Below are 22,122 nucleotides of genomic sequence, written 5' to 3'. Positions count from 1 at the left end.
GCGCCCGGCACACGGCGACAGTAGGAGACGCCCTCGTGACTCACCGAACGGTAGGAGACGCACCGGCCGCGCTCCCGGGCCTGCCCGACGACCGGCACGCGCGGGTCGCCGCGCCCCGCCCGGACTGCCCCGTGGAGATCGCCCTCGCCGCGCTCCGGGGGCGCTGGACCACCCTCGTGGTACGCGAGTTGCTGCGCGGGGAGTCCCTGTCCTACAGCGAGCTGGCCGCCCGCCTCCCCGCCCTCTCCGACAAGGTGCTCAGCGACCGGCTCGCCCGGCTCGTCGCGGCGGGCGTGGTCGCGAAGGACCGCACGGCGGGGTGGCCGCCCACCGTCGGCTACCGGCTCACCCCGCACGGCCGGGAACTGGGCCCGGTGCTGCAGGCGCTGTGGGACTGGGGCGCGGCGGCCCCCGGCCGGCCGGAGGACCGGGAGCCGTAAGGGAACTGCCCGGAGGACGACCTGCCCGCGGACTTCGAGGACAACCGGGACGTCCACTGCGCCGCCCTGGGCCGGCCGCGGGACGCCGGCGAGTTCATCACCGCGCTCCAGAGCGGGCTCCGCACGTCGCTGGACCGCTCCGAGGCGGCCCTGGCGCACAGGGCCTGCGTCCCTTCCGGGATCCTGACGCCGTCGGGGGCGGCGAAGACGAGATGTGAGGACGTGCCGTTCGGCGGTTGGGCAATGCCTTCGGGTTCGTCCCGCAGCGGGGCGGTGGGGGGCTTCGGGGTCCGAGTGGGGGACGGGTCGGGAAAGCGGTGGTGGCGTTCGGCGGAGGAGAGCAGGGTGGCGGGTGCGGCCCCGCCGCCGGGCTGGGCGAGCCGGGGTGGTCAGGCGGTGGCGTGAGGGTGGGCCGGGCTGAGGTGGTGCACGGTGCTGCTGTCGCAGTGCGGCTGCAGAAGGGCCTGCAGGTCGTCGGCCGCGGTCTTGAGCAGCCGCTCGTCGCGGGCGGCGGCGACGGTCTCCAGGACGAAGGCGACGCGGGTGGAGTCCTCGGTGACGCGGGTGCGGTGGGCGTCGCGGTGGTTCCAGTGCCGGGTGAGCACGTCGGTGGTGTCGGTGTAGATGACCTCGCCGGGCCTGGGCGTCTCGACGGCGCCGGGCTCCCCGAGCGGGGTGAAGCTCTCGCTGCCGTCGGCGTAGCGGATCTCGACGTCGCCGGTGACCTGGTCGAGGTCGAAAGCGCCGGCGGGCAGGCCGTGGCGGACGGAGACCGCATTGTAGGAGTCGACGGCCGGGTTGATCCGGGGCAGGGAGCCCTTCTTCGCCAGGCGGCGGCCCAGGGCGTCGACACTGGGCCGGACGCGGCGGGGATTGGTGCCGAAGGCACGGTAGACGGCATGCCATGCCTCGATGCGCGGGTCGTTCTCGTCGGCCGGGGACCAGGAGCCGTCGGCGAGCCGGGCCTCCAGTTCCTCCAGCGCGGCGGTCGTGGCCGGCCACGGTTCGCGGCCGCGCAGGCCGGTGGCGGTGACGACGGCGATGAAGGTGTCGGGGAAGGCGTCGGCGGCATCGGGGGCGAGGCGAAAGGCAGTGGTCATCAAAGGGTCCGTTCCGGGGGTGGTGTGCGGTCAGGTGAGGGCGAGGAGGCTGACGGCGACGGCGGCGGTGCCCAGACCGATCAGCTGGCCGCGGTGGATGCGCTCGGCCAGGACACCGCGGGCGAGCAGGACGGTGCCGGCCGGGTACAGGGCGGTGATCACGGCGACGACAGCCAGGTCGCCGCTGCGGGCGGCGAGCAGGAACAGCAGGTTGGCCACCGAATCAAGCACGCCGGCCGTCGCCGAGATCGCGTACGCGGGCTTCTCCGGGCCCAGGCGCCGGAACATCACTCCGGCCGCGGCGAGGGTGACGGCGGAGGAGACGGCGCGGCCGACGATCAGCGGACCGACACCGCTGTCGGAGGGCGCCTGGTGCAGGAAGACCAACTGCAGGGCGATCGCGGCACCCGCGCCGAAGGCCGGCAGCAGCGCGGTGCGCGAGGGCCGCGCCGACTGCGCGCCGTGCCCGGCGCTGACCAGCACCACGGCGGCCAGCGCCAGCGGCAGGCCGATCAGCCCCGCCGGGCCCAGATGTTCGCCCTGCAGCAGACCGACGCCCACCGGCAGCATCGCCGAGACCAGCGCGGTGATCGGCGACAGCACGTTCATCGGGCCGATCGCCAGCGTCTTGTAGAGCAGGGCGAAGGCGGCGGCCGACGCGACGCCGGAGGCCGCGCCCCAGGCGAGGGTGGCCGGGGCGAAGGAGGCGCCGAGGAAGGGCCACAGCAGCAGCTCGACGGTGAGCGAGGCCGGCGCGGCGATCATCACGGTCCGCAGGACGTGGGCCTTGCGGGCGCCCAGGCCGCCGAGGAAGTCGGCGCACCCGTAGGCCAGGGAGCTGCCCAGGGCCAGCAGGAGAGCGATCACGGTACGTACATCCCTTACTATCAATGGAACGACTGCACCGTACATCACACCGACCGCAGGTCGTCAACCGAACGACCGCATGGTGCATCACACCGACCTGTTGCTGGAGGGACGAAACCGATGGCCGAGACCGAGGCCGCACTGCGGACGCTCGCGCACAACGTCCGCACGGCCCGCACCCGCGCAGGACTGTCCCTGGACGAACTGGGCCGCCGCGCCAAGGTCAGCAAGGGCGCCCTGGTCGGACTGGAGAAAGCGCAGGGCAACCCCAACTTCGCCACCCTGGTCCGCCTCGCCGACACCCTCGGCGTCTCCGTCTCCGCACTGATGGAGGGCAGCCCCGAACAACGCGTGCGGGTGGTGAGCGCCGACGCCGTCATGCCCCTGTGGAAGGGCGAACGGGGCAGCGAGGCCCGGCTCATGCTGACCACCGGCGGCCCGGCGGCCACCGAGGTCTGGCTCTGGACCCTGGAACCCGGCGAGGAGTACCCCAGCCACCCCCACCAGGCCGGCGTCACCGAGACCGTCAGCGTCACCACCGGCGAGATGGTCCTCGTCGTCGACGGCACCGAATACCCCGTCACCGCCGGACAGACCGCCACCTTCGACGCCGACACCACCCACACCTACCGCGGCACCGGCACCCAGACCTGCCGCCTGATCATGACCGTCCACCTCCCCCCGGGCCCCGCGTAGACCTCAAGAGGCCGTGGCGGCCGGAGCGCCCGGCTGTCGGTGAAGGATCGTTTGACGACAGGGGGCAGCCGTGTCCGATGAACCGCGCGATCCGGGGGTCCGCAGTGGGCGAACACGGCCCTCACCGCCCGCCGCCCCCGCACCGGCGAGCTGCTGTCCACCGTGAAGTTCACGGTGCAGACCCTCGCCACCGCCGGCGAACTCCAGTGCGAGCCGGCCTACGACGGACTGCGCACCACCGAGCCGGAGCCCGCCGAGCGCGCCGCGCTCGACCAGGGAGTCACCGTACGGCGCGGCCAGGGCTGCACCCTGCGCGTCACCGCCGTCCCCACCGTGCACCGCCGGCTCCTCGACCGCTGCCAACCGCTCGACGGCGGCCAGGGCCTCCCTCGGTCCCGGCCCGGCGCAAGGCCCGCCGCGAGTACAAGAGCCGCGTCAGCGCCCTGGAGCCCGGACCCCAACGCTGAAGGCCCGTCAATGCCACACCCTGGTCGTCACACAGGGCTACGCGCCACCTGACCGTAGCCATACGAGAACAGGGCCAAGACGACCGCCCGAAGACGGCGGGCCGGAGGCGATCGCCCGAGACGACTGCCCGGGGGACGTCTGCCCGGAGAGCTGCTGCCCGGGGGAGGGCGTCCGGCTCGGTCAGCCGCCCCCGCGGACCTTCGCCGCCCGGCGGGCCTCGGCCGTCTTGCGGGCCTCGGCGGCGCGGCGGGACTCGTTCTTCGCGCGGCCCGGGCGGCCCGGGACCGTGCCGATGCCGCGGAAGGCCGCGCCGCCGCGCTTGGCGCCCTCCTGGGTGGGAGCGCTGCCGTCGACCGGGACGCCCGAGGGCTTCCGGGCGCCGGTGATGCGGGTCAGTTCGGCCTCGCCGGAGCGGACCCGGGTGACGTGGGGGCGGATGCCCGCGTCCGCCATGACCCGGGCCACGTCCCGGCGTTCCTCGGGGGTGACCAGGGTGACGACGACGCCGGACTCGCCGGCCCGCGCGGTCCGCCCGCCGCGGTGCAGGTAGTCCTTGCCGTCGGCCGGCGGGTCGACGTTGACGACGAGGTCGAGCGCGTCGACGTGGATGCCGCGCGCCGCCACGTTGGTGGCGACCAGGACCGTCACCTCGCCCGTCCTGAAGCGGTCCAGGGTGCGGGTCCGCAGCGGCTGGGACTTGCCGCCGTGCAGCGCCGCCGCGCGGACGCCGCTGCCGAGGAGGTGCTTGGTGAAGCGGTCCACGGCGTGCTTGGTGTCCAGGAACATGATCACCCGCCCGTCGCGGGCGGCGATCTCCGTGGCCGTGGCGAACTTGTCGGGGCCGTGCACGTGGAGCACGTGGTGCTCCATGGTGGAGACGGCGGCGGCCGACGGGTCGACCGAGTGCACGACCGGATCGCTGAGGTAGCGCTCGACGAGCAGGTCGACGTTCCGGTCGAGCGTGGCGGAGAACAGCATCCGCTGCCCTTCGGCGCGCACCTGGTCCAGGAGCTCGGTGACCTGCGGCATGAAGCCCAGGTCGGCCATCTGGTCGGCCTCGTCGAGGACGGTGACCGCCACCCGTTCGAGCCGGCAGTCCTTGCGCTCCACCAGGTCCATGAGGCGGCCCGGCGTCGCGACCAGGACCTCGGCCCCGTCGCGCAGGGCCCCCGCCTGCCGGCCGATCGACATGCCGCCGACCACGGTCGCCAGGCGCAGTCCCAGTGCGGCGGCGAACGGGTCGAGCGCGTCGGTGACCTGCTGGGCCAGTTCCCGCGTGGGCACCAGGACCAGGGCGAGGGGCCTGCGCGCCTCGGCGCGGCGCCCGGCGGTCCGCACGAGCAGCGGAAGGCCGAAGGCGAGCGTCTTGCCGGACCCGGTCCGCCCGCGCCCGAGGACGTCGCGGCCCGCGAGCGCGTCGGGCAGGGTGGCGGCCTGGATCGGGAACGGCTCCTCGACACCCAGACGGCCGAGCACCCGGAGCACCTCGGCCGGCAGACCGAGCCCGGCGAAGCCGGTGGCCGGTATCGGGGACGCGGCGAATTCGTCCTTCCGGGCGTCGTCCGTACGGGGTGTGCTGTTCATGTGGCCTTCCTCGAAACGGTCCGCTCCGAGGAATTCACGACGGGTCGTGGACCCGTGAATTACCGCGACGTACCGAATGGCGTATGCGTACGGATCCGGGCGCGCCGCGGGAGCGGCGAACGGCCTCCGGTCCGTAAGAAATCCGGAAAACGCGACGGGCCGGCGCCCTCACCACACGGGTGAGGACACCGGCCGCGTCGGACGTGTCAACGTCAGGCGGGGAGGATGTTCTCCGCCTGCGGGCCCTTCTGGCCCTGCGTGACGTCGAAGGTCACCTTCTGGCCTTCCTGGAGCTCACGGAAGCCGGAGGTGGCGATGTTGGAGTAGTGGGCGAACACGTCCGGGCCGCCACCCTCCTGCTCGATGAAGCCGAAGCCCTTTTCCGAGTTGAACCACTTCACGGTGCCATTGGCCATGTCAATATCTCCTTCGGGGCGTAGCCCTGGGGACCGCACTGTGCGGAGCCCGGAGTCGCCGTGATGATTGCCCCGTCCGGAAACTGCACCGAAAACACATCAAGTGCCTGACGACGTCGAACCGTCGAAGGCACTTGTAAGTATTTGGGAACCACAACTGCAACTGACATCGACTGTAGCACGTCGACGGCTCCGGTGCGGGAAATCCGCAAATCTCTCACCCGGGCGCGTCGAGAACAAATTTCCGGCCACCGCCCCGGCCGCTGTCCCGGCCACCGCTCCGCCCGCTGCCCGCCACCAGCACGAAGGTGACGCTGATCAGCAGCGCCCACGCCCCGAACTTGGCGAGGGGCACGGGCTGCCAGCCGCCCAGCTGGTGCGGGTAGCTCCAGGCCCCGACGTACGTGGCCGCGTTCTCCGCCACCCACAGGAAGAAGCCGATCAGGGCGAACGACAGGGCCAGCGGCATCCGGTGGTCCCGGGCCCCGACCCGGAACCTCACCCACGTGCCCGCCGTGGCGAGGAGCAGCAGGGCCGCCAGCGCCCAGCGGACGTCGGGCAGCCAGTGGTGGCTGAAGAAGTTCACGTACACGGCGCCGGCGAGGACCGCCGTCGCCCGGGGCCGGTAGCCCGTGAGCCGCAGGTCGAACAGGCGCCAGGCCCGACACACGTAACTGCCCACGGCCGCGTACAGGAAGCCGCCGTACAGGGGGACGCCGCCGAACTTCGTCAGCGCCTCCTCCGGGTAGCTCCACGAGCCCATCCGCACCTTGACCAGCTCGAAGAGCAGTCCCGTGGCGTGACAGGCGGCGATCACGGCGACGTCCCGGCCGGTGTCCCAGCCGATCCGCCACGCGAGGAGCGTGAGCCCGATGCCGTACAGGAGGAGCAGGTCGTAGCGGGCGATCGGCGGATCGGACAGGAGTGTCGAGGCGGCGATCCCGCCGACGAGCGCGACGGCGAAGGCGCAGCAGCGCACTTCGAGGACCGCGAAGCGCAGCAGTTGGCGTGTCCCGTGGACGAGCGTCCTCATGTCGGGAGGGACGCCGGCGACCGCGCGTCCGGTTCGCCGCCCCGTGAACGACGACGCGCCGCACCCCCGCCCGGGGGTGCGGCGCGTCGTCGTGGCGCCGTGCGGATCAGACCGCCGGTGACGGGAAGGTCGGGTACTCCACGCCGGAGACGTGCTGGACGACCCGGATGACCTGGCACGAGTAGCCGAATTCGTTGTCGTACCACAGGTACAGGATCGCGTTGTCGCCGTCGACCTTGGTCGCGCCGGCGTCCACGATCGACGCGTGGCGCGAGCCCACGAAGTCCATCGAGACGGCGTCGGGGGCCGTGGTGAAGTCGATCTGGCGCTTCAGCGGCGAGTGCAGCGAGACGTCGCGCAGGTACTCCAGGACCTCGTCGCGGGTGGTCTCGCGGCCCAGGCGCAGGCTCAGGATCGCGATCGAGACGTCCGGGACGGGGACGCGGATCGAGCTGCCGGTGATCGGGGCCTTCAGGTCCGGCAGCGCCTTGGCGACGGCCGAGGCCGCACCGGTCTCGGTGATCACCATGTTGAGCGGCGCGGAACGGCCGCGACGGTCGGCCTTGTGGTAGTTGTCCAGGAGGTTCTGGTCGTTGGTGAACGAGTGGACCGTCTCCACGTGGCCGCGCAGCACGCCGTACTCGTCGTCCATCGCCTTCAGCGGCGGGACGATCGCGTTGGTGGTGCAGGAGGCGCAGGACAGGATCCGCTCGTCCGGCTTGACCGTGTCGTGGTTGACGCCGTGCACGATGTTCGGCACGTCGCCCTTGCCGGGCGCGGTCAGGACGACCTTGTCGATGCCGGGGCGCAGGTGCTTGGAGAGGCCCGCGCGGTCGCGCCACTTGCCGGTGTTGTCGATCAGGATGGCGTTCTCGATGCCGTACGCCGTGTAGTCGACCTCGGAGGGGTCGTTGGCGTAGATCACCTTGATGGTGTTGCCGTTGGCGACGATGGAGCTGTTGTCCTCGTCGACCGTGATCGTGCCCTGGAACTGGCCGTGGATGGAGTCGCGGCGCAGCAGCGAGGCGCGCTTCACGATGTCCTCGGCGGCCCGCTCGCCACCGCCGCGCACGACGATCGCGCGCAGCCGCAGGCCGTTGCCGGAACCCGCCTTCTCGATGAGGAGGCGGGCGACGAGGCGGCCGATGCGGCCGAAGCCGTAGAGGACGACGTCGCGTCCGTCGCGGCGCTCGATCTTGTTCTCGCCGGTGGCGCCGGCGACGGCCTCGGCGGTGAACTCCGCCACCGAGAGGCCGCGGTCGTCGGACTTGTAGTCGGCGGCCAGCATGCCGATGTCGATCTGGGACGGGCCGAGGTCGAGGGTGGTGAGCGTCTGGAGGAAGGGGAGCGTCTCCGTGACCGACAGCTCCTCGCCGGCTATCTGCCGGGCGAAGCGGTGGGTCTTGAGGATGCTGACCACCGACTTGTTCACCAGGGAGCGGCTGTGGAGGAGGACGGTGACGTCCTGCTCCCGGTGCAGCTTCCCGATGATCGGGATCATCGACTCCGCGATCTCCTCGCGGTTCTTCCAGCTGGTGAACGAGTCGTCATTGACAGTCACAAGTTTATCTTTCGAGCTAGGCGGCGCTCATATGGTAACCCCGGGCCCGTTCGATCGATCAAGGGGGCCGGGATGTGACGAGGGCCCCTTGCGGCCCCCTTGCGCCCGGGGAGGATTCCGTCTCGCGGCCGGGCGGGGGAGGGACGGTCCGTCAGGAGAAGGCCAGGGCCCGGAAGGCGTCCCTCACCCGGGCCAGCGGACCGGGATCGCGGGTGAGGTAGAGCCGGTTGGTCAGCAGGACGGCCCAGCGGCCCCGCGCGGGCGAGACCCACAGGCCCGTGCCGGTGAAGCCGAAGTGCGCCCAGACGTCGTCCGCCGGGCCCGTGCCCGGCGCCGGGTGCCAGAAGAGCCCGCGCCGCGGTTCGAGGCGGCCGGTGCGCACGCGCAGCGAGGCGGCGGTCCATTCGGCGGAGAAGGTGCCGGGCACCGGATCGAGGAGGTGGCGCAGGAAGCGGCCGGTGTCGGCGGCGGTGGTGAAGACGCCCGCGATGCCGCAGGCGCCGCCGAGGAGCCGCGTCGAGAAGTCGTGGACGGTGCCCCTGAGCCGGACGCCGCTCTCCTCGTCGTACTCCGTCGGCGCGCACCGCTCCCTCAGGGCGGCGGGCAGCGGCCCGTACCGGGTCTCCGCCATGTCGAGGGGCGTCCAGACCCGGTCCCCGGCGAGCCGGGGGAGGGGCTGCCGGGTGAGGTGCTCGGCGAGGTAGCCGAGGACCAGGGCCGCCCGGTCGGTGTACGCGACGGCCTCCCCGGGCCGGTGCCGCAGCGGCTCGGACAGGACCCCGTCCCGTACGTCCTGCGGATCGGAGCCGTACAGGTGCCGCAGGTTGGCGCGGAGCGGCAGGCCCGCCGTGTGGGTGAGGAGGTGGTGGGCCGTCACCCCGGCGAGCGGCCGGCCGGCCGCCTCCGGCCAGTACGAGCCGAGCGGGGCGGACGGGTCGAGCTTCCCGGCGTCGACCAGGGTGCCGGTCACGGCCCAGACGGCGAGGACCTTGGTGAGGCTCGCGACGTCGAAGAGGGTGTCGGGGCGGGTCGGGGCGGTGGGGTCCGCCGGGTCGAGGACGCCGACGGCCCCGGCCGACAGGGTGGTGCGGGCGTCGCCCGCGGCCCACGCGGCGCCGGGGACGACGCCCGTGCGCACGGCGTCGCCGAGCAGCCGCTCGCAGGGGTCGGTGCGCTGTGCCAAGGCGGGCCTCCGACGGATCGGCCGGCCCGCCGGGGGGTCCGGGGCCCGTCCGGAAGGCCGCGCCCGGCTCGCGTCGTCCGGGGGCGTTCCCGGCGGACCCCTGCGGGCCGCGCTCCGAAGTCATGCCCGGACCGGAGGGGAAGACACCCTTCCGGCCGCGCGCGTCAGCGCCCCTCGGCGATCTGCTGCGGGGTCTTCGCCGGGACCTTCTCCGCGCTCTCCCCGCCGTCCACCGTGCAGGTCACCTCGTCGCGCGGGGTGTAGTGGGTCTTGAAGGTCTCCCGCTTGACCTCGGCGCCGCCCTTCTTGAACACCCGGTCCACCGAGACGTCGAAGCCCTCCAGCGGGGGCTGCGGCACACAGGCCTTGCCGGTGCCCTCGCGCTTCGCCGGCTGCGTGAGGTTGGTGCGCGGACCGGAGACGGCCTCCACCGAGTCGTACTTCTTCGTCCCGAGGAAGCTCACGGTGACCGAGGAGTCCGTCGCGCTCGCCTTGATGTAGATCGGCTTGCCCGTGTCGTTGAGGAACTTCAGGTCCAGGCTGCCCCAGGCGACGGTCGCCTCGCGGCCGGCCGGGTAGCGCTCGATGTAGAAGGAGTGGGCGCCGTACTCGACGGGCTTCACCCCGGCGAAGAACATGGCGTTGAAGACGGTGGTGGCCATGGCGGACACGCCGCCGCCGGGCGCGGACCGGTACTGGCCGTCGAGGATCATCGTGCCGTCCACGAAGCCGTTGTCCGGGGTGCGCTCGCCGACCGTCCTGTTGAAGCTCCACACCGCGCCGGGCTGCACGAGCGAGCCGTTGATCAGCTCGGCGGCCCGGCCGATGTTCGTCGTCCGGTACGGGGCGGAGGGGAAGTTCACCGTGAACGACGACATCTGCTCGGTGATGCCCATGCGGGCCAGCGAGTCGGAGGTCAGGTCGGGCTGCGTGACCTTGGTGGCCACCGTGGCCGTACGGGCCGCGTCGCCGGTCTTCGTGAGCAGCGGGCGGACGGCGTCGCCGAGGGCCTTCGCGGTCACCTCGTGGCCGGGCCGGCCCTCCGACTCCACGACGACCTTGCCGTTCCGCACGCCGAGGGTCGACTGCGTCGGCGCGTTCGTCAGGGAGGCGAGCGGCCGCGCCACGTCCGGGTCGCGCAGCAGCGCGTCCGCGTCGAGGTTCCCGCTGAGGTGCCCGTCGTCGTTCTTCACGGTGAGGTGGTCGCTCAGCGTGGCCGGGGAGATCCGCAGGCGCTGGCCCCCCGCCGTGAGCGTCACGGGACCGGAGAGGGCGGGCTTCGCGTACGTGTCGAGGAAGCGGTTCACCTCGGCGGCGGGCAGCTTCGGCCGGGTCAGGGCGACGGGGAGGGCGACCGGCGCCGCGCCCGTGGCGGCCGGGTAGGCCGCGCGCAGGGACTCCACGGCCCGGCCGGTGTCCAGCTTCCGGCCCGTGACCGGCTGGGTCGCGACGGCCTTGCCGTCGCGGAAGACGACGGAGCCCTCGCGGACCGCGCGGTCGTTCCGCTTCGCCAGGTCGGCCACGGTGGCCTTCGCCTTGGCCTCGTCGTACGCGAAGACCGGCCGGATCTCGCGCTCGCCGGAGGAGAAGAGGCGCCGGACGACGGTGACGGGATCGCGGGAGGGGTCGGCCGCCAGCGCGGCGGTCCTGGCCACGTCCACGCTCAGCCCGGCGGCGGCCGGGTCCACGGTCGAGGCCTCGTCGCCGAGCCGCACGGGGATCGGCGCCTTCCACTCGGCCGGGGCCTCGGCGGCGAGTCTCGCCTCGGCCTGGGAGCGGCTCATGCCGCCGATGTCTATGCCGGCGACCCGGGTGCCGGCGGATATGTCGTCCCCGGTGGCGAGCAGGCCCGCACCGTACAGGCCGCCGGCGGCCACCGCGACCACACCTGTCGCGATCGCGGCCGTCCGGAGACGCGGACGGCGCCCCTCGCGGGGCGTCGGGTCGTGGTCGGTCGTGGAGCGGGGCACACGCTCTCCCGGGGCGTCGATGGGGAAGGGAACCCCACGACGGTACGCCGAAAGAGTGTCTTATGCACATAAGGCCGGTTTGACCTGCGGCAATGCGGAGGGCGGCGGAAGGGGTACGGAAAGTGGCCCCCGGACCTCCCGGCGACCCCGGCGGCCCGCTCCGGGGCGAGGCCCGGAGCGGGTTCCGGGCCGGCGCCGGGCCGCGATGCGAGCCGGGCCCGGGCCGGGGGTCGGGCGGTGCAGGGACGGGGCTGGAACGGAGGCCCGGACCGGGGTTCGGGAGGGGCTGGAACGGGGGTCCGGGCCGGGCCTCAAGGCCCTCCCGCCGGCCCCGGAGAGCACCCCGTCCCGCCTGATAGGTTCGCGGGCGACGCAGGCGGGGCGACGGCCCGAGGGGGAGGAGCGGCACATGGCGGCGGCGAGCGGGCGGCAGACCGGCAGGCCCACCCTGGAGGAGGTCGCCGTGCGGGCCGGAGTCGGCCGCGGCACGGTCTCCCGGGTCATCAACGGCTCCCCGAAGGTGAGCGAGCAGGCCAAGGCTGCCGTCGAACGGGCCGTCGCCGAACTCGGCTACGTCCCCAACCGGGCCGCCCGCGCCCTCGCCGGCAGCCGCACCGACGCCGTCGCCCTGGTCGTCCCCGAGACCGAGGCGCGACTCTTCTCCGAGCCGTACTTCCTCGACATCATCCGCGGCGTCAGCGGCGAACTCGCCGACGCCGACAAGCAGTTGCTTCTCACCCTGATCCGCAGCGAACAGGAGCGGCAGCGCTTCGAGCAGTACCTCGCCGCCCAGCGCGTCGACGGCGTCCTGCTCGTCTCCGTGCACGGCGACGACCCGCTGCCCGACCAGGTCCGCGCCCTCGGCCTGCCCGCCGTCCTCAACGGCCGCCGCTCGCGGGACGAGAGCGTCGCCTTCGTCGACTCCGACAACACCGGCGCCGGCCGGACCGCCGTCGCCCACCTCGCCGCCCGCGGCCGGCGCGCCGTCGCCACCATCACCGGACCGCTCGACATGTACGTCGCCCGCTGCCGCCTCGACGGCTACCGCGAGGGCCTCGCCGAGGCGGGGCTCCCGGCCGACGAAGCACTCGTCGCGAACGGCGACTTCACCGAGGAGGGCGGCCGCCGGGCCATGCGGGAACTCCTGGACCGCCGGCCCGGCCTGGACGCCGTCTTCGCCGCCTCCGACGTGATGGCGGCGGGCGCTCGGGCCGTCCTGCGCGAGGCGGGCCGCCGGGTCTCCGAGGACGTCGCCCTCGTCGGCGTCGACGACTCGGCCGTCGCCCGGCACATGGACCCGCCGCTCACCAGCGTCCGCCAGCCCATCGAGGAGATGGGCCGCGCCATGGCCCGCCTGCTCCTCCAGGAGATCGCCTCCCCCAGCGCCCCCGACGACCAGCCCCGCCGCGTGCTCCCCACCGACCTGGTGGTCCGCGCCTCCTCCTGACCGGCTCCCGTCAGGCGCGGGGACCCCGGTCCTCGTCGTGGACGATCCAGCGGCCGTCCCCGCCCCGGCCCGGGCGGAACCGGCGTCCGTCGGGGCGGTGGGAGCGGTGCGACTCGCTCATCGCCTCGAAGGCCACGAACGCCGCGATCACCAGGGCGACCACGATCGCGCCCAGGACGTACCAGCCGTTCGGCGCCAGGAACCCGAACGCGATCAGGACCAGCAGACCGATTCCGATCTTGCGCGGCATCGACATGTGAAGCGTCTCCCCCCGGAGCGTGCGTACGGTCTCCGGGGCAGACGCGCGGACCGCCCGGCCGGTTCCCCGCGAGATCCGGATCCCGGCGTGTCGTTCGGACGAGCCCAGCGGGCGGGGCGGCCGGGGCTGGGGTCGAATCGGGGCATGGCTTCCAACGACAGGCCCCGCACCGGCGGCTCCCCGAGGCCGCTGAGGGCCGGTGACACCTGGTGGTACGCCGCCGTGGCGGGCGAGGCCGCCGGCTCGTTCACCACCCGCGTCCGCACCCGCGCCCGGCGCGGCTGCCTCGGGGCCGTCCTCCTGCTCACGGTCGTCTACGCGGGACTCGTCCTCACCGCGACCGGCCGCCGCTGGGGCGACGCCGCCACGACCGGCCGGCGCGCCGACGCCGCCGCCGCCGCCCTGCTCCGCGACCACCCCTCCCTCGCCGGGCTCACCACCCTCTCCCTGGTCCTCGGCTGCGTCCTCCTCCTCGCCGTCGGCCTCATCGGCAGGCGGTACGTCCTCACCGGCCTCGCCGCCGGCGGAGTCGTCACCGCCCTCGCCCTCACCGGACTGCTCCGGCTGTACGCCCCGCGCCCCCGCCTCACCGGCACCGGCGCCGCCCTCCTGCCCAGCGGCTTCCCCAGCGCCCCGACCGCCCTCGCCCTGGGCGTCGCCCTCGGCCTGGCCCTCGTCGTCCCCCACCGGCTGCGCGCCCCCGCCGTCGGCGCCGCCACCCTCTGGGCCGCCGCGGTCGGCGCGCACACCATCGCCGACGGCCGGCACCGGCCCGGCGACGTCATCGCCGCCGCCCTCCTCGTCCTCGCCGTCTTCTGCGGCATCCTCGCCCTCCGCGCCCGCAAGGGCGAGGTGCGCCCCGCCCCCCGGCGCCCGCCCGCCCCGGCCGCCCTCCTGGTGCTCCTCCCACTGGTCCTCGTCGCGGCCGGCGGCCTCGGCGCCGGGATCTGGCTGCTCGGCGACACCCTCGCCCTGCCCGCCACCGCCCCCTACGACCCGGCCGAGCTCCGCCTCGCCCACCGCTGCGGCCAGGCCCTCGCCGCCGGCGTCACCGCCGCCGCGGGAACCGTCCTGCTCCTCCTGCTCCGCCACGTCGACGTGGACGGCCCCCCGCCCCCGTACCGGCTCGGCGGCCCCTTCGCCGAGGCCGCCGGGGCCCCGGAGGACGAGGAGCTCGTGGGGCCCTTTACCGAGGACCACGATCACGAGATATCTTGATGTCGAGCAATCTCGCATACGCAGACGTGGAGCGGAGCACCCTGGTGACTGACTCGACCATCATCTACACCCACACCGACGAGGCGCCTGCCCTGGCGACCTACTCGTTCCTGCCCGTGATCCAGGCGTACGCCTCGCAGGCCGGAGTCACGGTCGAGACGCGGGACATCTCCCTCGCGGGCCGCATCATCGCCGTCTTCCCCGAGTACCTGGAGGAGGGCCAGCGCATCGCCGACGCCCTCTCCGAGCTCGGCGAGCTGGCCAAGACCCCCCAGGCCAACATCATCAAGCTGCCGAACGTCTCGGCGTCCATCCCGCAGCTCAAGGCCGCCATCGCCGAGCTCCAGGCCCAGGGCTACGCCCTCCCGGCCTACCCGGACGACCCGAAGACCGACGAGGAGCGTGAGATCCGCGCCCGCTACGACAAGATCAAGGGCTCGGCCGTCAACCCGGTCCTGCGCGAGGGCAACTCCGACCGCCGCGCCCCCGCCTCGGTGAAGAACTACGCCAAGGCCCACCCGCACCGCATGGGCGCCTGGACCCCCGAGTCCAAGACCAACGTCGCCACCATGGGCGAGAACGACTTCGCCTCCACGGAGAAGTCCGTCGTCATCGCCGCGGACGACACCCTCCGCTTCGAGTTCACCGCCGCCGACGGCACCGTCAGCGAGCTCCGCGAGCCGCTGAAGGTCGTCGCCGGCGAGGTCGTCGACGCCGCCGTCATGCGCGCCGCCGCCCTGCGCGCCTTCCTCGGCGAGCAGGTCGCCCGCGCCAAGGCCGAGGGCGTGCTCTTCTCCGTGCACCTCAAGGCCACCATGATGAAGGTCTCCGACCCCATCGTCTTCGGCCACGTCGTGCGCGCCTTCTTCCCGGCCACCTTCGCCAAGTACGGCGAGGCCCTCGCCGCCGCCGGCCTCTCCCCGAACGACGGCCTCGGCTCGATCCTCAACGGCCTGGACGGCCTCCCGGAGCTGGGCGCCGAGATCAAGGCCTCCTTCGAGGCCGAGCTCGCCGAGGGCCCCGCCCTCGCGATGGTCGACTCCGACAAGGGCATCACCAACCTGCACGTGCCGTCCGACGTCATCGTCGACGCCTCGATGCCGGCCATGATCCGCACCTCCGGCCACATGTGGGGCCCGGACGGCCAGGAGGCCGACACCCTCGCCGTCCTGCCGGACCACAGCTACTCCGGCGTCTACCAGGCCGTCATCGAGGACTGCCGCGCCCACGGCGCCTTCGACCCGTCGACCATGGGCTCCGTACCCAACGTCGGCCTCATGGCGCAGAAGGCCGAGGAGTACGGCTCCCACGACAAGACCTTCGAGATCGCCCGGGCCGGCACCGTCCGCCTGGTGAACTCCGCGGGCGACGTGGTCCTGGAGCAGGAGGTCGCCGAGGGCGACATCTTCCGCGCCTGCCAGACCAAGGACCTGCCCATCCAGGACTGGGTCAAGCTCGCCGTCACCCGCGCCCGCGCCACCGGCGACCCGGCCGTCTTCTGGCTGGACGCCGAGCGCGCCCACGACGCGCAGCTCATCGCCAAGGTCGAGCAGTACCTGCCGCAGCACGACACCGAGGGCCTGGACATCCGCGTCCTGTCCCCGGTCGAGGCCACGAAGTTCTCCCTGGAGCGCATCCGCCGCGGCGAGAACACCATCTCGGTCACCGGCAACGTCCTGCGCGACTACCTGACCGACCTCTTCCCCATCCTGGAGCTGGGCACCAGCGCCAAGATGCTGTCGATCGTCCCGCTGATGGCGGGCGGCGGCCTCTTCGAGACCGGCGCCGGCGGCTCCGCCCCGAAGCACGTCCAGCAGCTCGTCAAGGAGAACTACCTCCGCTGGGACAGCCTCGGCGAGTTCTTCGCCCTGGCCGCCTCCTTCGAGCACCTGGCGACCACCACGGGCAACACCCGCGCCCAGGTCCTCGCCGACACCCTCGACCGCGCCACCGGCACCTTCCTCAACGAGGACAAGTCGCCGACCCGTCGCCTCGGCGGCATCGACAACCGCGGCAGCCACTTCTACCTGGCCCTGTACTGGGCCCAGGAACTGGCCGCCCAGACCGAGGACGCCGACCTCGCCAAGGCCTTCGCCCCGTTCGCCGAGAACCTCGCGGCCAACGAGCAGAAGATCGTCGACGAGCTGATCGCCGTCCAGGGCTCCCCGGCCGAGATCGGCGGCTACTACCAGCCCGACCCGGCCAAGGCCGCGGCCGTGATGCGCCCGTCCGCCACCCTCAACGAGGCCCTCGCGTCCCTCGCCTGATCCGGCGCGCGGCCCCGTACCGCCCCGGCCGGAAACTCCTCCGGCCGGGGCGGTCCCGTCGGTGGCGCATGTGGCATCCGGGTGTGAACCTGGATGGATGAGTTGGGCATCTTGGACGACCACCGGTGTCTACACCGGGCGAGGTGGGGTGCTGACCGACGAGGCCGGGACCGTCACGGGCGATCTGACCGTGCACACCACCTGGACCGAGCGCGAAGCACGTGTGGCCGTGCAGTACAGCGGCGCGTCCGACTGGTTCACCATGTCGGGCAGTCCCGTCCCCTGCGCATCGGAGGAGGAGAGCCGCGAACTCCACGACGCCGTCGTGGAGGCCGTCCGGGAGGGGAACGGGGCCACGGTCCCGACGCTCCCCGGGCCCCTGGTGTAGGACCGGCGCCCCGGTGCCGGGAACACCCGGACACCGCGGGTGACCGGTCACCACGAGCGACCGACCACCACGAACACCCGAGTACGACACGTATCCGGTACCACGAGAAGTGTTATCCCTCCCGCGCCCACGGGTCTCCGGAAGACGGGGGACACGGACCAGGGACGAGGGAGCAGATCCATGCACAGCGACGAGCGCCGCACCACCGCCCTGGTGGAGGCGGCCAGGGCCGGTGACCCGCACGCCAGGGACGAGCTGGTCCGCGCCTACCTGCCGCTCGTCCACAACGTCGTGGGCCGCGCCCTCGACGGCCACGCCGACACGGACGACATCGTCCAGGAGACGATGGTCCGCGCCCTCGACGGCCTGAGCGGCCTCCGGGACCCCGCCAGGTTCCGGTCCTGGCTCGTCGCCATCGCGATGAACGGGATACGGCGCCGCTGGCACGAGCGCCGGCAGGCGCCCGTGGCCGGTCTCGACCAGGCGGCCGACCTCGCCGACCCGGCCGGCGACTTCACCGAGCTCACCGTCCTCCGCCTCGGCCTCTCCGGGCAGCGCCGCGACGTCGCCCGCGCCACCCGCTGGCTCGACGGGGACGACCGCGAACTCCTCGCCCTGTGGTGGCTGGAGGCCGCCGGCGAGCTGACCCGCGCCGAACTCGCCGAGGGCCTCGGCGTCCCCCCGCAGCACGCCGCCGTGCGGGTCCAGCGCATGAAGGAGCGCCTGGAGACCGGCCGGGCGGTGGTCCGCGCCCTGGACGCCCTGCCGCCGTGCCCGGAACTGGCGGAGGTCCTCACCTCCTGGGACGGCCGGCCGTCCCCGCTCTGGCGCAAGCGGATCGCCCGCCACCTGCGCGCCTGCGACGCCTGCGCGTCCCGGGCGACGGGCCGCAGCGGCCTCGTCCCCGTCGAGGGCCTGCTGGTCGGGATCGGCCTCGTCCCGCCACTCGGCCTCGCCGCCCTGACGACGGACGGCCCGGCCCCGGAACTCGCGGCGTACGGGGAGCCCGCCGCCTCCGGGCCGTTCCCGGACACGGGACCTGCCGTGCCGGGGAACGGCCCGGAGGGGACGACCGGTGTGTACGGCAGCGGTCCGGACGGGGTCGCCGCCGGGTACGGGAGCGGCCCTGCCGGAGGACCCGCCGGTCACGTGGACGGATCCGCCGCCGGCCCCGGTGGCGGGGGAGGGGGCGCCGGGCGGTGGGCTCCGGGGCGCGGGGCGGTCCTCGCCGGGGTCGCCGCCGTCGCCGTGCTCGGCGCCGTCTTCCTCCTCGTACCCTCCGAACCGGAGGCGCGCGTGCGGCCCGGGAAGCCCGTCGCCGCGCCCCCGACCACCCCCGCCCCGGCCACCACGTCCCCGTCCCCGTCCCCGTCCCCGGCGCCCACCACCCCCGCCCCCGCGCCGACGACCACCACCCCGGCGCCCCGCCGCACCACCCCGCCCCCACCGCCGCCCACCTCCGGGGAGCGGGTGACCGCCCTCGTCAACCGGCTCCGGGCGGAGGCCGGTTGCGCCCCGCTGCGCACCGACCCCCGGCTCGTCGCCGCGGCCCGCGCGTACGCCCGCGACATGGTCGCGCGGGGCTACTACGGGCACAGCAGCCCGGAGGGCGACTTCGCGGACGCGCGGATCACCGCCGCGGGCTACTCCTGGAGCGCCTGGGCCGAGAACCTGGCCAGGGGCGCGACCGGGCCGGAGGCCGTCGTCGAGGACTGGCGGGACGGCTCGATGCACGAGGAGAACATGCTCGACTGCCGCTACCGGGACACCGGCGTGGCGTCGGTGCGCAGCCCCCGGGGCACGGTCTGGGTGCAGAAGCTGGCCGCGCCCGGGCGGGGATGACGGCCGGATCAGCGCTTGGTGCCGAAGTTCTGCACCCACCAGGGGCCGTTGGAGGTCACGGCCACTCCGACGCCGATGTCCTTGAGCGAGCAGTTGAGGATGTTCGCCCGGTGGCCGGAGCTCCCCATCCAGTCCGCCACGGCCCGTGCCGGGGTCTTCGGCCCGCGGTGGATGTTCTCCGCCCAGGACGACCACGCGTAGCCGGCGCCCTTCATCCGGTCGCCCCCGTCCCGGCCCTCGGGGCTCATGTGCTCGTAGTAGCCGCGGGCGGCCATGTCGGCGGCGTGTCCCTGGGCCGCCGCCCGCAGGTGCTTGTCGGCCCTGAGCGGACGGCAACCGGCCCGGGTGCGCTCGGTGTTGGTCAGGGCGACGACCTCCTTGACGAACCGCTCGCTCTTCCGGGCGGCGGCCGTCCCGCCCCCGGGGACCAGGACGGGCCGCCGCTCCGACAACTGCGCCCGCGCCTGCTCCGGCCGGACCTCCGGGTCCACCCGTACGGGGACGGGGGCAGGCGCGGTCACGGGTGCGGGCGCGGGGGAGACGGCGGACGCCGGGCCGCCGGCCGTCGAGGCGAGGTACGTCCCTGCCGCCACCGTGAGTGCGACGACCGCCGTTCCCGTGACGACGACGGCCGTGCGGAAGCCCGGGCGGTGCCGCCCGCCCGCCCGTGGGGGCCGCGCGGGCCGGTCGGAGGGTCGGGGACGGACGTGGTACCGCATGGGGCTCCGCTCTCTCGCAGGGATCGCCGGACGGCCGGCACCGGGGAGGGCGGCCGGGGCGACGGTGACAGCCCTTTCCGGCCCGGGCCGCCCCGACACCCCGCGTCGACCCGGCGCGTCAGCTCACGTCGAAGCGTTTCAGCCCTGCGGGACGACCGCCACCGGGCAGGGAGCCAGATGGAGGGCCGCGTGCGCGACGGAGCCGATCCGCGGTCCGACGGCCCCGCGCCTGGCCCGCCGCCCGACCACCAGGAGCTGCGCGGCCCCCGACCGGGAGAGCAGCACCTGGCCCGCGCTGCCCAGTTCGACGTGCTCCTCGACCCTGACCTCCGGGTACTTCTCCCGCCAGGGGCCAAGGGCCTCGCGCAGCGCCTTCTCCTCGTACGGGACGAGCCCGCCGGCCTCGTCGGCGAGCCGCATCGAGGCCGGGCTGTACGCGTAGAGGGCCGGCAGGCTCCACGCCCGGACGGCCCGCACGGACGCCCCGCGGGCGGCGGCGGTCGCGAAGGCGAAGCCGAGTGCGGCGGCGCTGTCCTCCGGGGTGCCGAGCTGGCCCACGAGCACGTGTCCGGCGGGCGGTTCGGCCCCTTCGCCGTCGCGGGACCGGACGGCCACCACGGGGCGGGTGGCGGCGGCGATGATCTGCTGCCCGTACGAGCCGAGCAGGAACCCGGCCACGGGGCCGTGGCCGCGCGAGCCGATGACGAGCATCTCGGCCCGCTCCTCGGTGCCGAGCAGCGCGGCGACCGGGGTGTCGGGCAGCACCCCGGCCGAGAGCTCCAGGTCCGGGTGCCGGCGGGCGATCTCCTCCTCGGCCTCGCGCAGGACCGCGTGCGCGGCCCGCCCCTGGGCCTCGGGGTCCTGGACCAGGGGGAGGTCGAGGGGCTCCCAGCGCCAGGCGTGCGCGAGCCGTAGCGGGAGGCCCCGGTGCAGGGCCTCGCGGGCGGCCCAGTCCGCCGCGGCGAGACTCTCCGGGGAACCGTCCACCCCTGCGACGATCTCACGACTCATCGGAATGCCTCCGTCGGTGCGGTGTCGGGTCCGCCGGCCGGCGGACCCTCTCCCCTCCAGCTTGGGCCCGACGGCCGCCCGACGGCAGGGCCGTACGTCCCGACATGCTGTTCTCCGCCGACACGGAGGTGCGGCGGCGCGGCGGCGGAGGCTCCGGCCCGGTCCGGTTCAGGCCAGCAGGGTGAGCCGGGCGTGGGTGCCGTTGAGGTAGTGGTCCCCGATGTCCCGCAGCCGGTGGTCCGCCCGCGTCGGGGCGGTGAGCGCGCGGGCGTTGCGCCAGAAGCGGTCGAACCCCGGCCCGCCGCCCCGGGAGTCGGCGCCCGCCGTGCCGTCGACGAGTTCGAGGATGCGGGTGGTGATGTGGACGGCCGCCCGGCCGGTGACGGTCTCGGCCGCCGCGACGAGGACGGAGATGTCGGCGCGTTCCTCCGGGGTCAGCGACCACTCGGCGTGCAGACCGCGGGCGAGGGCGTCCGTCGCCCGCTCCACCACCGCGGCGGCGGCGTGCGCGGCGGTCGCCAGCTCCCCGTAGGCGAGGAGGAGGTACGGGTCGTCCCCGGTCCCGGCCGGGGCGGCGCCGTCCGCCGCCGGGCCGTCGGCCGGGGCCGGTCCTGCCTGGTCGGCGCGGCTGGTGTCCCGGGCCTCGGCCAGCGCCCCCTCGGCGATGCCGAGGCCGACCTGGGTGAGCAGCAGCCGCAGGGCGAGCGGGGCGAGGGTGGTGAACGGGGCGACGGCGTGCTCGTCGTGCGGAAGGACGCCGAGGACGTGCCCGGGCGGTACGGGGACGTGGTCGAAGGTGACGGTGCCCGCGCCGGCCAGGCGCTGTCCGACCCGGTCCGTGCCCGCGTCGGTGAACACCCCCGGGTGGGCCGGGTCCACCAGGACGACCAGGAGGTCGCCGGTGCCGCCGGGGCGCGCGCCGACGACGAGCCGGTCGGCCACCGTGACGCCGGAGGCGAAGGCGCGGCGCCCGTCGAGGATCCAGCCGCCGCCGCTGCCCTCGGCGGGGGTGAGCACGAGGCCGGGGCCGGTCGCGGTGCGCGGCGGTTCGACGCCTCCGGCGAGCAGCCAGTGCTCCTCGGCCGTACAGGCGTCGAGGGCGAGCGGGCGGAGGTGGGCGGCGCCGGGCCGGTGCGCGCCGTCCGTCCCCGTCGCGGGGCCGGGGTCCTCCGTCGCGGGGGCCCGGTCCTCCGGCGCGGACGCGGCCCGGGGGGCGTGGGCGTCGTGCGCGGGGCCGAAGAAGCGGCTGCTCCAGGACAGCGCGTAGTGGTGGGCGAGGAGTTCGCCCACGGAGCTGTCGGCGGCGGAGATCTCCCGTACGACCGCGCACGCGGCCCGCCAGTCGGCGCCCCGCCGGGACGGCCCGGGGGCCGTGAGGAGGGCGGGCAGCCCCGCCTCCTGGAGCCGGGCGACCTCGTCGAAGGGGGCCTTGCCGGCCCGGTCCCTCACCAGGGCGTCCACGGCGAGGTCGTCGGCGAGCTCCCGGGTGACGCGGGGCCAGATCTCGTCGTCGGCGGGCCGGTCGACGGCCCGGCCGGCCGGTGCGGAGGCGGTGCGTACAGCTGGTCTCTTCGGCGATTTCCTCGGCGTACTCACGTCACCTCACATGATCCCTAGTATTCCCACTGGAATAGTAGGGATAGTGGCAGAGGT

The 22,122-nt window shown here is 74.3% G+C and carries 20 protein-coding genes; 8 read left to right on the top strand and 12 right to left on the bottom strand.

What is annotated here, in order from left to right; genetic code table 11:
- Window positions 1–35 precede the first annotated feature (35 nt).
- Window positions 36–440 (top strand): winged helix-turn-helix transcriptional regulator, encoded by a 405-nt coding sequence (locus tag OO47_RS13925; protein WP_078489642.1) that lies wholly within the window; start codon window positions 36–38, stop codon window positions 438–440.
- Window positions 441–829: 389 nt separating this feature from the next.
- Here OO47_RS13925 and OO47_RS13920 read toward each other — a convergent pair whose 3' ends face one another.
- Both OO47_RS13920 and OO47_RS13915 read right to left on the bottom strand, forming a co-directional pair.
- Window positions 830–1,540, bottom strand: a complete 711-nt coding sequence (locus tag OO47_RS13920; RefSeq protein ID WP_030213516.1) for a B3/B4 domain-containing protein — start codon at window positions 1,538–1,540, stop codon at window positions 830–832.
- Between the two features lie 30 nt (window positions 1,541–1,570).
- Complete coding sequence (locus tag OO47_RS13915; RefSeq protein ID WP_030213513.1) at window positions 1,571–2,407, bottom strand: DMT family transporter; 837 nt, start codon at window positions 2,405–2,407, stop codon at window positions 1,571–1,573.
- 120 nt (window positions 2,408–2,527) lie between these two features.
- Here OO47_RS13915 and OO47_RS13910 point away from each other — a divergent pair, with 120 nt between their 5' ends.
- The gene (locus OO47_RS13910; protein ID WP_030213508.1) at window positions 2,528–3,103 is read left to right on the top strand and encodes a helix-turn-helix domain-containing protein; all 576 of its coding nucleotides are present in this window, start codon (window positions 2,528–2,530) and stop codon (window positions 3,101–3,103) included.
- A 162-nt stretch (window positions 3,104–3,265) separates the two neighbouring features.
- Entirely contained in the window at window positions 3,266–3,622 is a 357-nt protein-coding gene (locus OO47_RS34980) for a hypothetical protein (RefSeq protein ID WP_234323167.1), read from the top strand.
- Between the two features lie 129 nt (window positions 3,623–3,751).
- Here OO47_RS34980 and OO47_RS13905 read toward each other — a convergent pair whose 3' ends face one another.
- The 6 genes from OO47_RS13905 to OO47_RS13880 form a co-directional block, all read right to left on the bottom strand.
- Complete coding sequence (locus tag OO47_RS13905) at window positions 3,752–5,155, bottom strand: DEAD/DEAH box helicase (protein ID WP_030213506.1); 1,404 nt, start codon at window positions 5,153–5,155, stop codon at window positions 3,752–3,754.
- 212 nt (window positions 5,156–5,367) lie between these two features.
- Window positions 5,368–5,571: a cold-shock protein gene (locus OO47_RS13900; protein WP_015031667.1), complete on the bottom strand. Its 204-nt coding sequence runs from the start codon at window positions 5,569–5,571 to the stop codon at window positions 5,368–5,370.
- A gap of 217 nt (window positions 5,572–5,788) precedes the next feature.
- Window positions 5,789–6,604: a DUF817 domain-containing protein gene (locus OO47_RS13895; RefSeq protein WP_051715975.1), complete on the bottom strand. Its 816-nt coding sequence runs from the start codon at window positions 6,602–6,604 to the stop codon at window positions 5,789–5,791.
- Between the two features lie 106 nt (window positions 6,605–6,710).
- Window positions 6,711–8,165, bottom strand: a complete 1,455-nt coding sequence (locus OO47_RS13890; protein WP_030213496.1) for a glyceraldehyde-3-phosphate dehydrogenase — start codon at window positions 8,163–8,165, stop codon at window positions 6,711–6,713.
- Window positions 8,166–8,316: 151 nt separating this feature from the next.
- Window positions 8,317–9,348, bottom strand: a complete 1,032-nt coding sequence (locus OO47_RS13885) for a serine hydrolase domain-containing protein (protein ID WP_030213494.1) — start codon at window positions 9,346–9,348, stop codon at window positions 8,317–8,319.
- A 164-nt stretch (window positions 9,349–9,512) separates the two neighbouring features.
- Window positions 9,513–11,318, bottom strand: a complete 1,806-nt coding sequence (locus tag OO47_RS13880) for a VanW family protein (RefSeq protein WP_078489641.1) — start codon at window positions 11,316–11,318, stop codon at window positions 9,513–9,515.
- A gap of 409 nt (window positions 11,319–11,727) precedes the next feature.
- Between OO47_RS13880 and OO47_RS13875 the strand changes: the two genes are divergently transcribed.
- Window positions 11,728–12,765 (top strand): LacI family DNA-binding transcriptional regulator, encoded by a 1,038-nt coding sequence (locus OO47_RS13875; RefSeq protein ID WP_030213488.1) that lies wholly within the window; start codon window positions 11,728–11,730, stop codon window positions 12,763–12,765.
- A 10-nt stretch (window positions 12,766–12,775) separates the two neighbouring features.
- Here the strand turns inward: OO47_RS13875 and OO47_RS13870 are convergent, their stop codons facing one another.
- A complete protein-coding gene (locus OO47_RS13870; protein WP_030213485.1) occupies window positions 12,776–13,021 on the bottom strand; it encodes a hypothetical protein in 246 nt (81 codons plus the stop codon).
- A gap of 147 nt (window positions 13,022–13,168) precedes the next feature.
- On the opposite strand from OO47_RS13870, the gene OO47_RS13865 reads away from it, so the two are divergent.
- From OO47_RS13865 to OO47_RS13850, 4 genes are all read left to right on the top strand, one after another.
- Window positions 13,169–14,242 (top strand): phosphatase PAP2 family protein, encoded by a 1,074-nt coding sequence (locus tag OO47_RS13865; RefSeq protein WP_030213482.1) that lies wholly within the window; start codon window positions 13,169–13,171, stop codon window positions 14,240–14,242.
- Window positions 14,243–14,286: 44 nt separating this feature from the next.
- Complete coding sequence (locus OO47_RS13860; protein WP_030213478.1) at window positions 14,287–16,509, top strand: NADP-dependent isocitrate dehydrogenase; 2,223 nt, start codon at window positions 14,287–14,289, stop codon at window positions 16,507–16,509.
- 97 nt (window positions 16,510–16,606) lie between these two features.
- Entirely contained in the window at window positions 16,607–16,897 is a 291-nt protein-coding gene (locus OO47_RS13855) for a hypothetical protein (RefSeq protein WP_030213475.1), read from the top strand.
- A gap of 180 nt (window positions 16,898–17,077) precedes the next feature.
- Window positions 17,078–18,739 (top strand): sigma-70 family RNA polymerase sigma factor, encoded by a 1,662-nt coding sequence (locus tag OO47_RS13850; RefSeq protein WP_030213472.1) that lies wholly within the window; start codon window positions 17,078–17,080, stop codon window positions 18,737–18,739.
- An 8-nt stretch (window positions 18,740–18,747) separates the two neighbouring features.
- On the opposite strand, the gene OO47_RS33975 is transcribed toward OO47_RS13850, so the two are convergent.
- From OO47_RS33975 to OO47_RS13835, 3 genes are all read right to left on the bottom strand, one after another.
- A complete protein-coding gene (locus OO47_RS33975) occupies window positions 18,748–19,458 on the bottom strand; it encodes a CAP domain-containing protein (protein WP_051715974.1) in 711 nt (236 codons plus the stop codon).
- Between the two features lie 138 nt (window positions 19,459–19,596).
- On the bottom strand, window positions 19,597–20,469 hold the full coding sequence (locus tag OO47_RS13840) for a universal stress protein (protein WP_030213467.1): 873 nt from the start codon (window positions 20,467–20,469) through the stop codon (window positions 19,597–19,599).
- A 168-nt stretch (window positions 20,470–20,637) separates the two neighbouring features.
- Complete coding sequence (locus OO47_RS13835) at window positions 20,638–22,065, bottom strand: acyl-CoA dehydrogenase family protein (protein WP_030213464.1); 1,428 nt, start codon at window positions 22,063–22,065, stop codon at window positions 20,638–20,640.
- Window positions 22,066–22,122: the final 57 nt, after the last annotated feature.

Origin of the sequence: Streptomyces bikiniensis, assembly GCF_000716625.1 — a bacterium.
Classification (GTDB): domain Bacteria; phylum Actinomycetota; class Actinomycetes; order Streptomycetales; family Streptomycetaceae; genus Streptomyces; species Streptomyces bikiniensis.
This window is presented reverse-complemented; position numbering and strand designations above follow the sequence as displayed.

Excerpts from the sequence above, each read along its gene's own strand:
- OO47_RS13920 (WP_030213516.1), bottom strand. The coding sequence starts at position 1,540 with ATGACCACTGCCTTTCGCCTCGCCCCCGATGCCGCCGACGCCTTCCCC.
- OO47_RS13910 (WP_030213508.1), top strand. The coding sequence starts at position 2,528 with ATGGCCGAGACCGAGGCCGCACTGCGGACGCTCGCGCACAACGTCCGC.
- OO47_RS13905 (WP_030213506.1), bottom strand. The coding sequence starts at position 5,155 with ATGAACAGCACACCCCGTACGGACGACGCCCGGAAGGACGAATTCGCC.
- OO47_RS13900 (WP_015031667.1), bottom strand. The coding sequence starts at position 5,571 with ATGGCCAATGGCACCGTGAAGTGGTTCAACTCGGAAAAGGGCTTCGGC.
- OO47_RS13895 (WP_051715975.1), bottom strand. The coding sequence starts at position 6,604 with ATGAGGACGCTCGTCCACGGGACACGCCAACTGCTGCGCTTCGCGGTC.
- OO47_RS13875 (WP_030213488.1), top strand. The coding sequence starts at position 11,728 with ATGGCGGCGGCGAGCGGGCGGCAGACCGGCAGGCCCACCCTGGAGGAG.
- OO47_RS13870 (WP_030213485.1), bottom strand. The coding sequence starts at position 13,021 with ATGTCGATGCCGCGCAAGATCGGAATCGGTCTGCTGGTCCTGATCGCG.
- OO47_RS13865 (WP_030213482.1), top strand. The coding sequence starts at position 13,169 with ATGGCTTCCAACGACAGGCCCCGCACCGGCGGCTCCCCGAGGCCGCTG.
- OO47_RS13855 (WP_030213475.1), top strand. The coding sequence starts at position 16,607 with ATGAGTTGGGCATCTTGGACGACCACCGGTGTCTACACCGGGCGAGGT.
- OO47_RS13850 (WP_030213472.1), top strand. The coding sequence starts at position 17,078 with ATGCACAGCGACGAGCGCCGCACCACCGCCCTGGTGGAGGCGGCCAGG.
- OO47_RS33975 (WP_051715974.1), bottom strand. The coding sequence starts at position 19,458 with ATGCGGTACCACGTCCGTCCCCGACCCTCCGACCGGCCCGCGCGGCCC.
- OO47_RS13840 (WP_030213467.1), bottom strand. The coding sequence starts at position 20,469 with ATGAGTCGTGAGATCGTCGCAGGGGTGGACGGTTCCCCGGAGAGTCTC.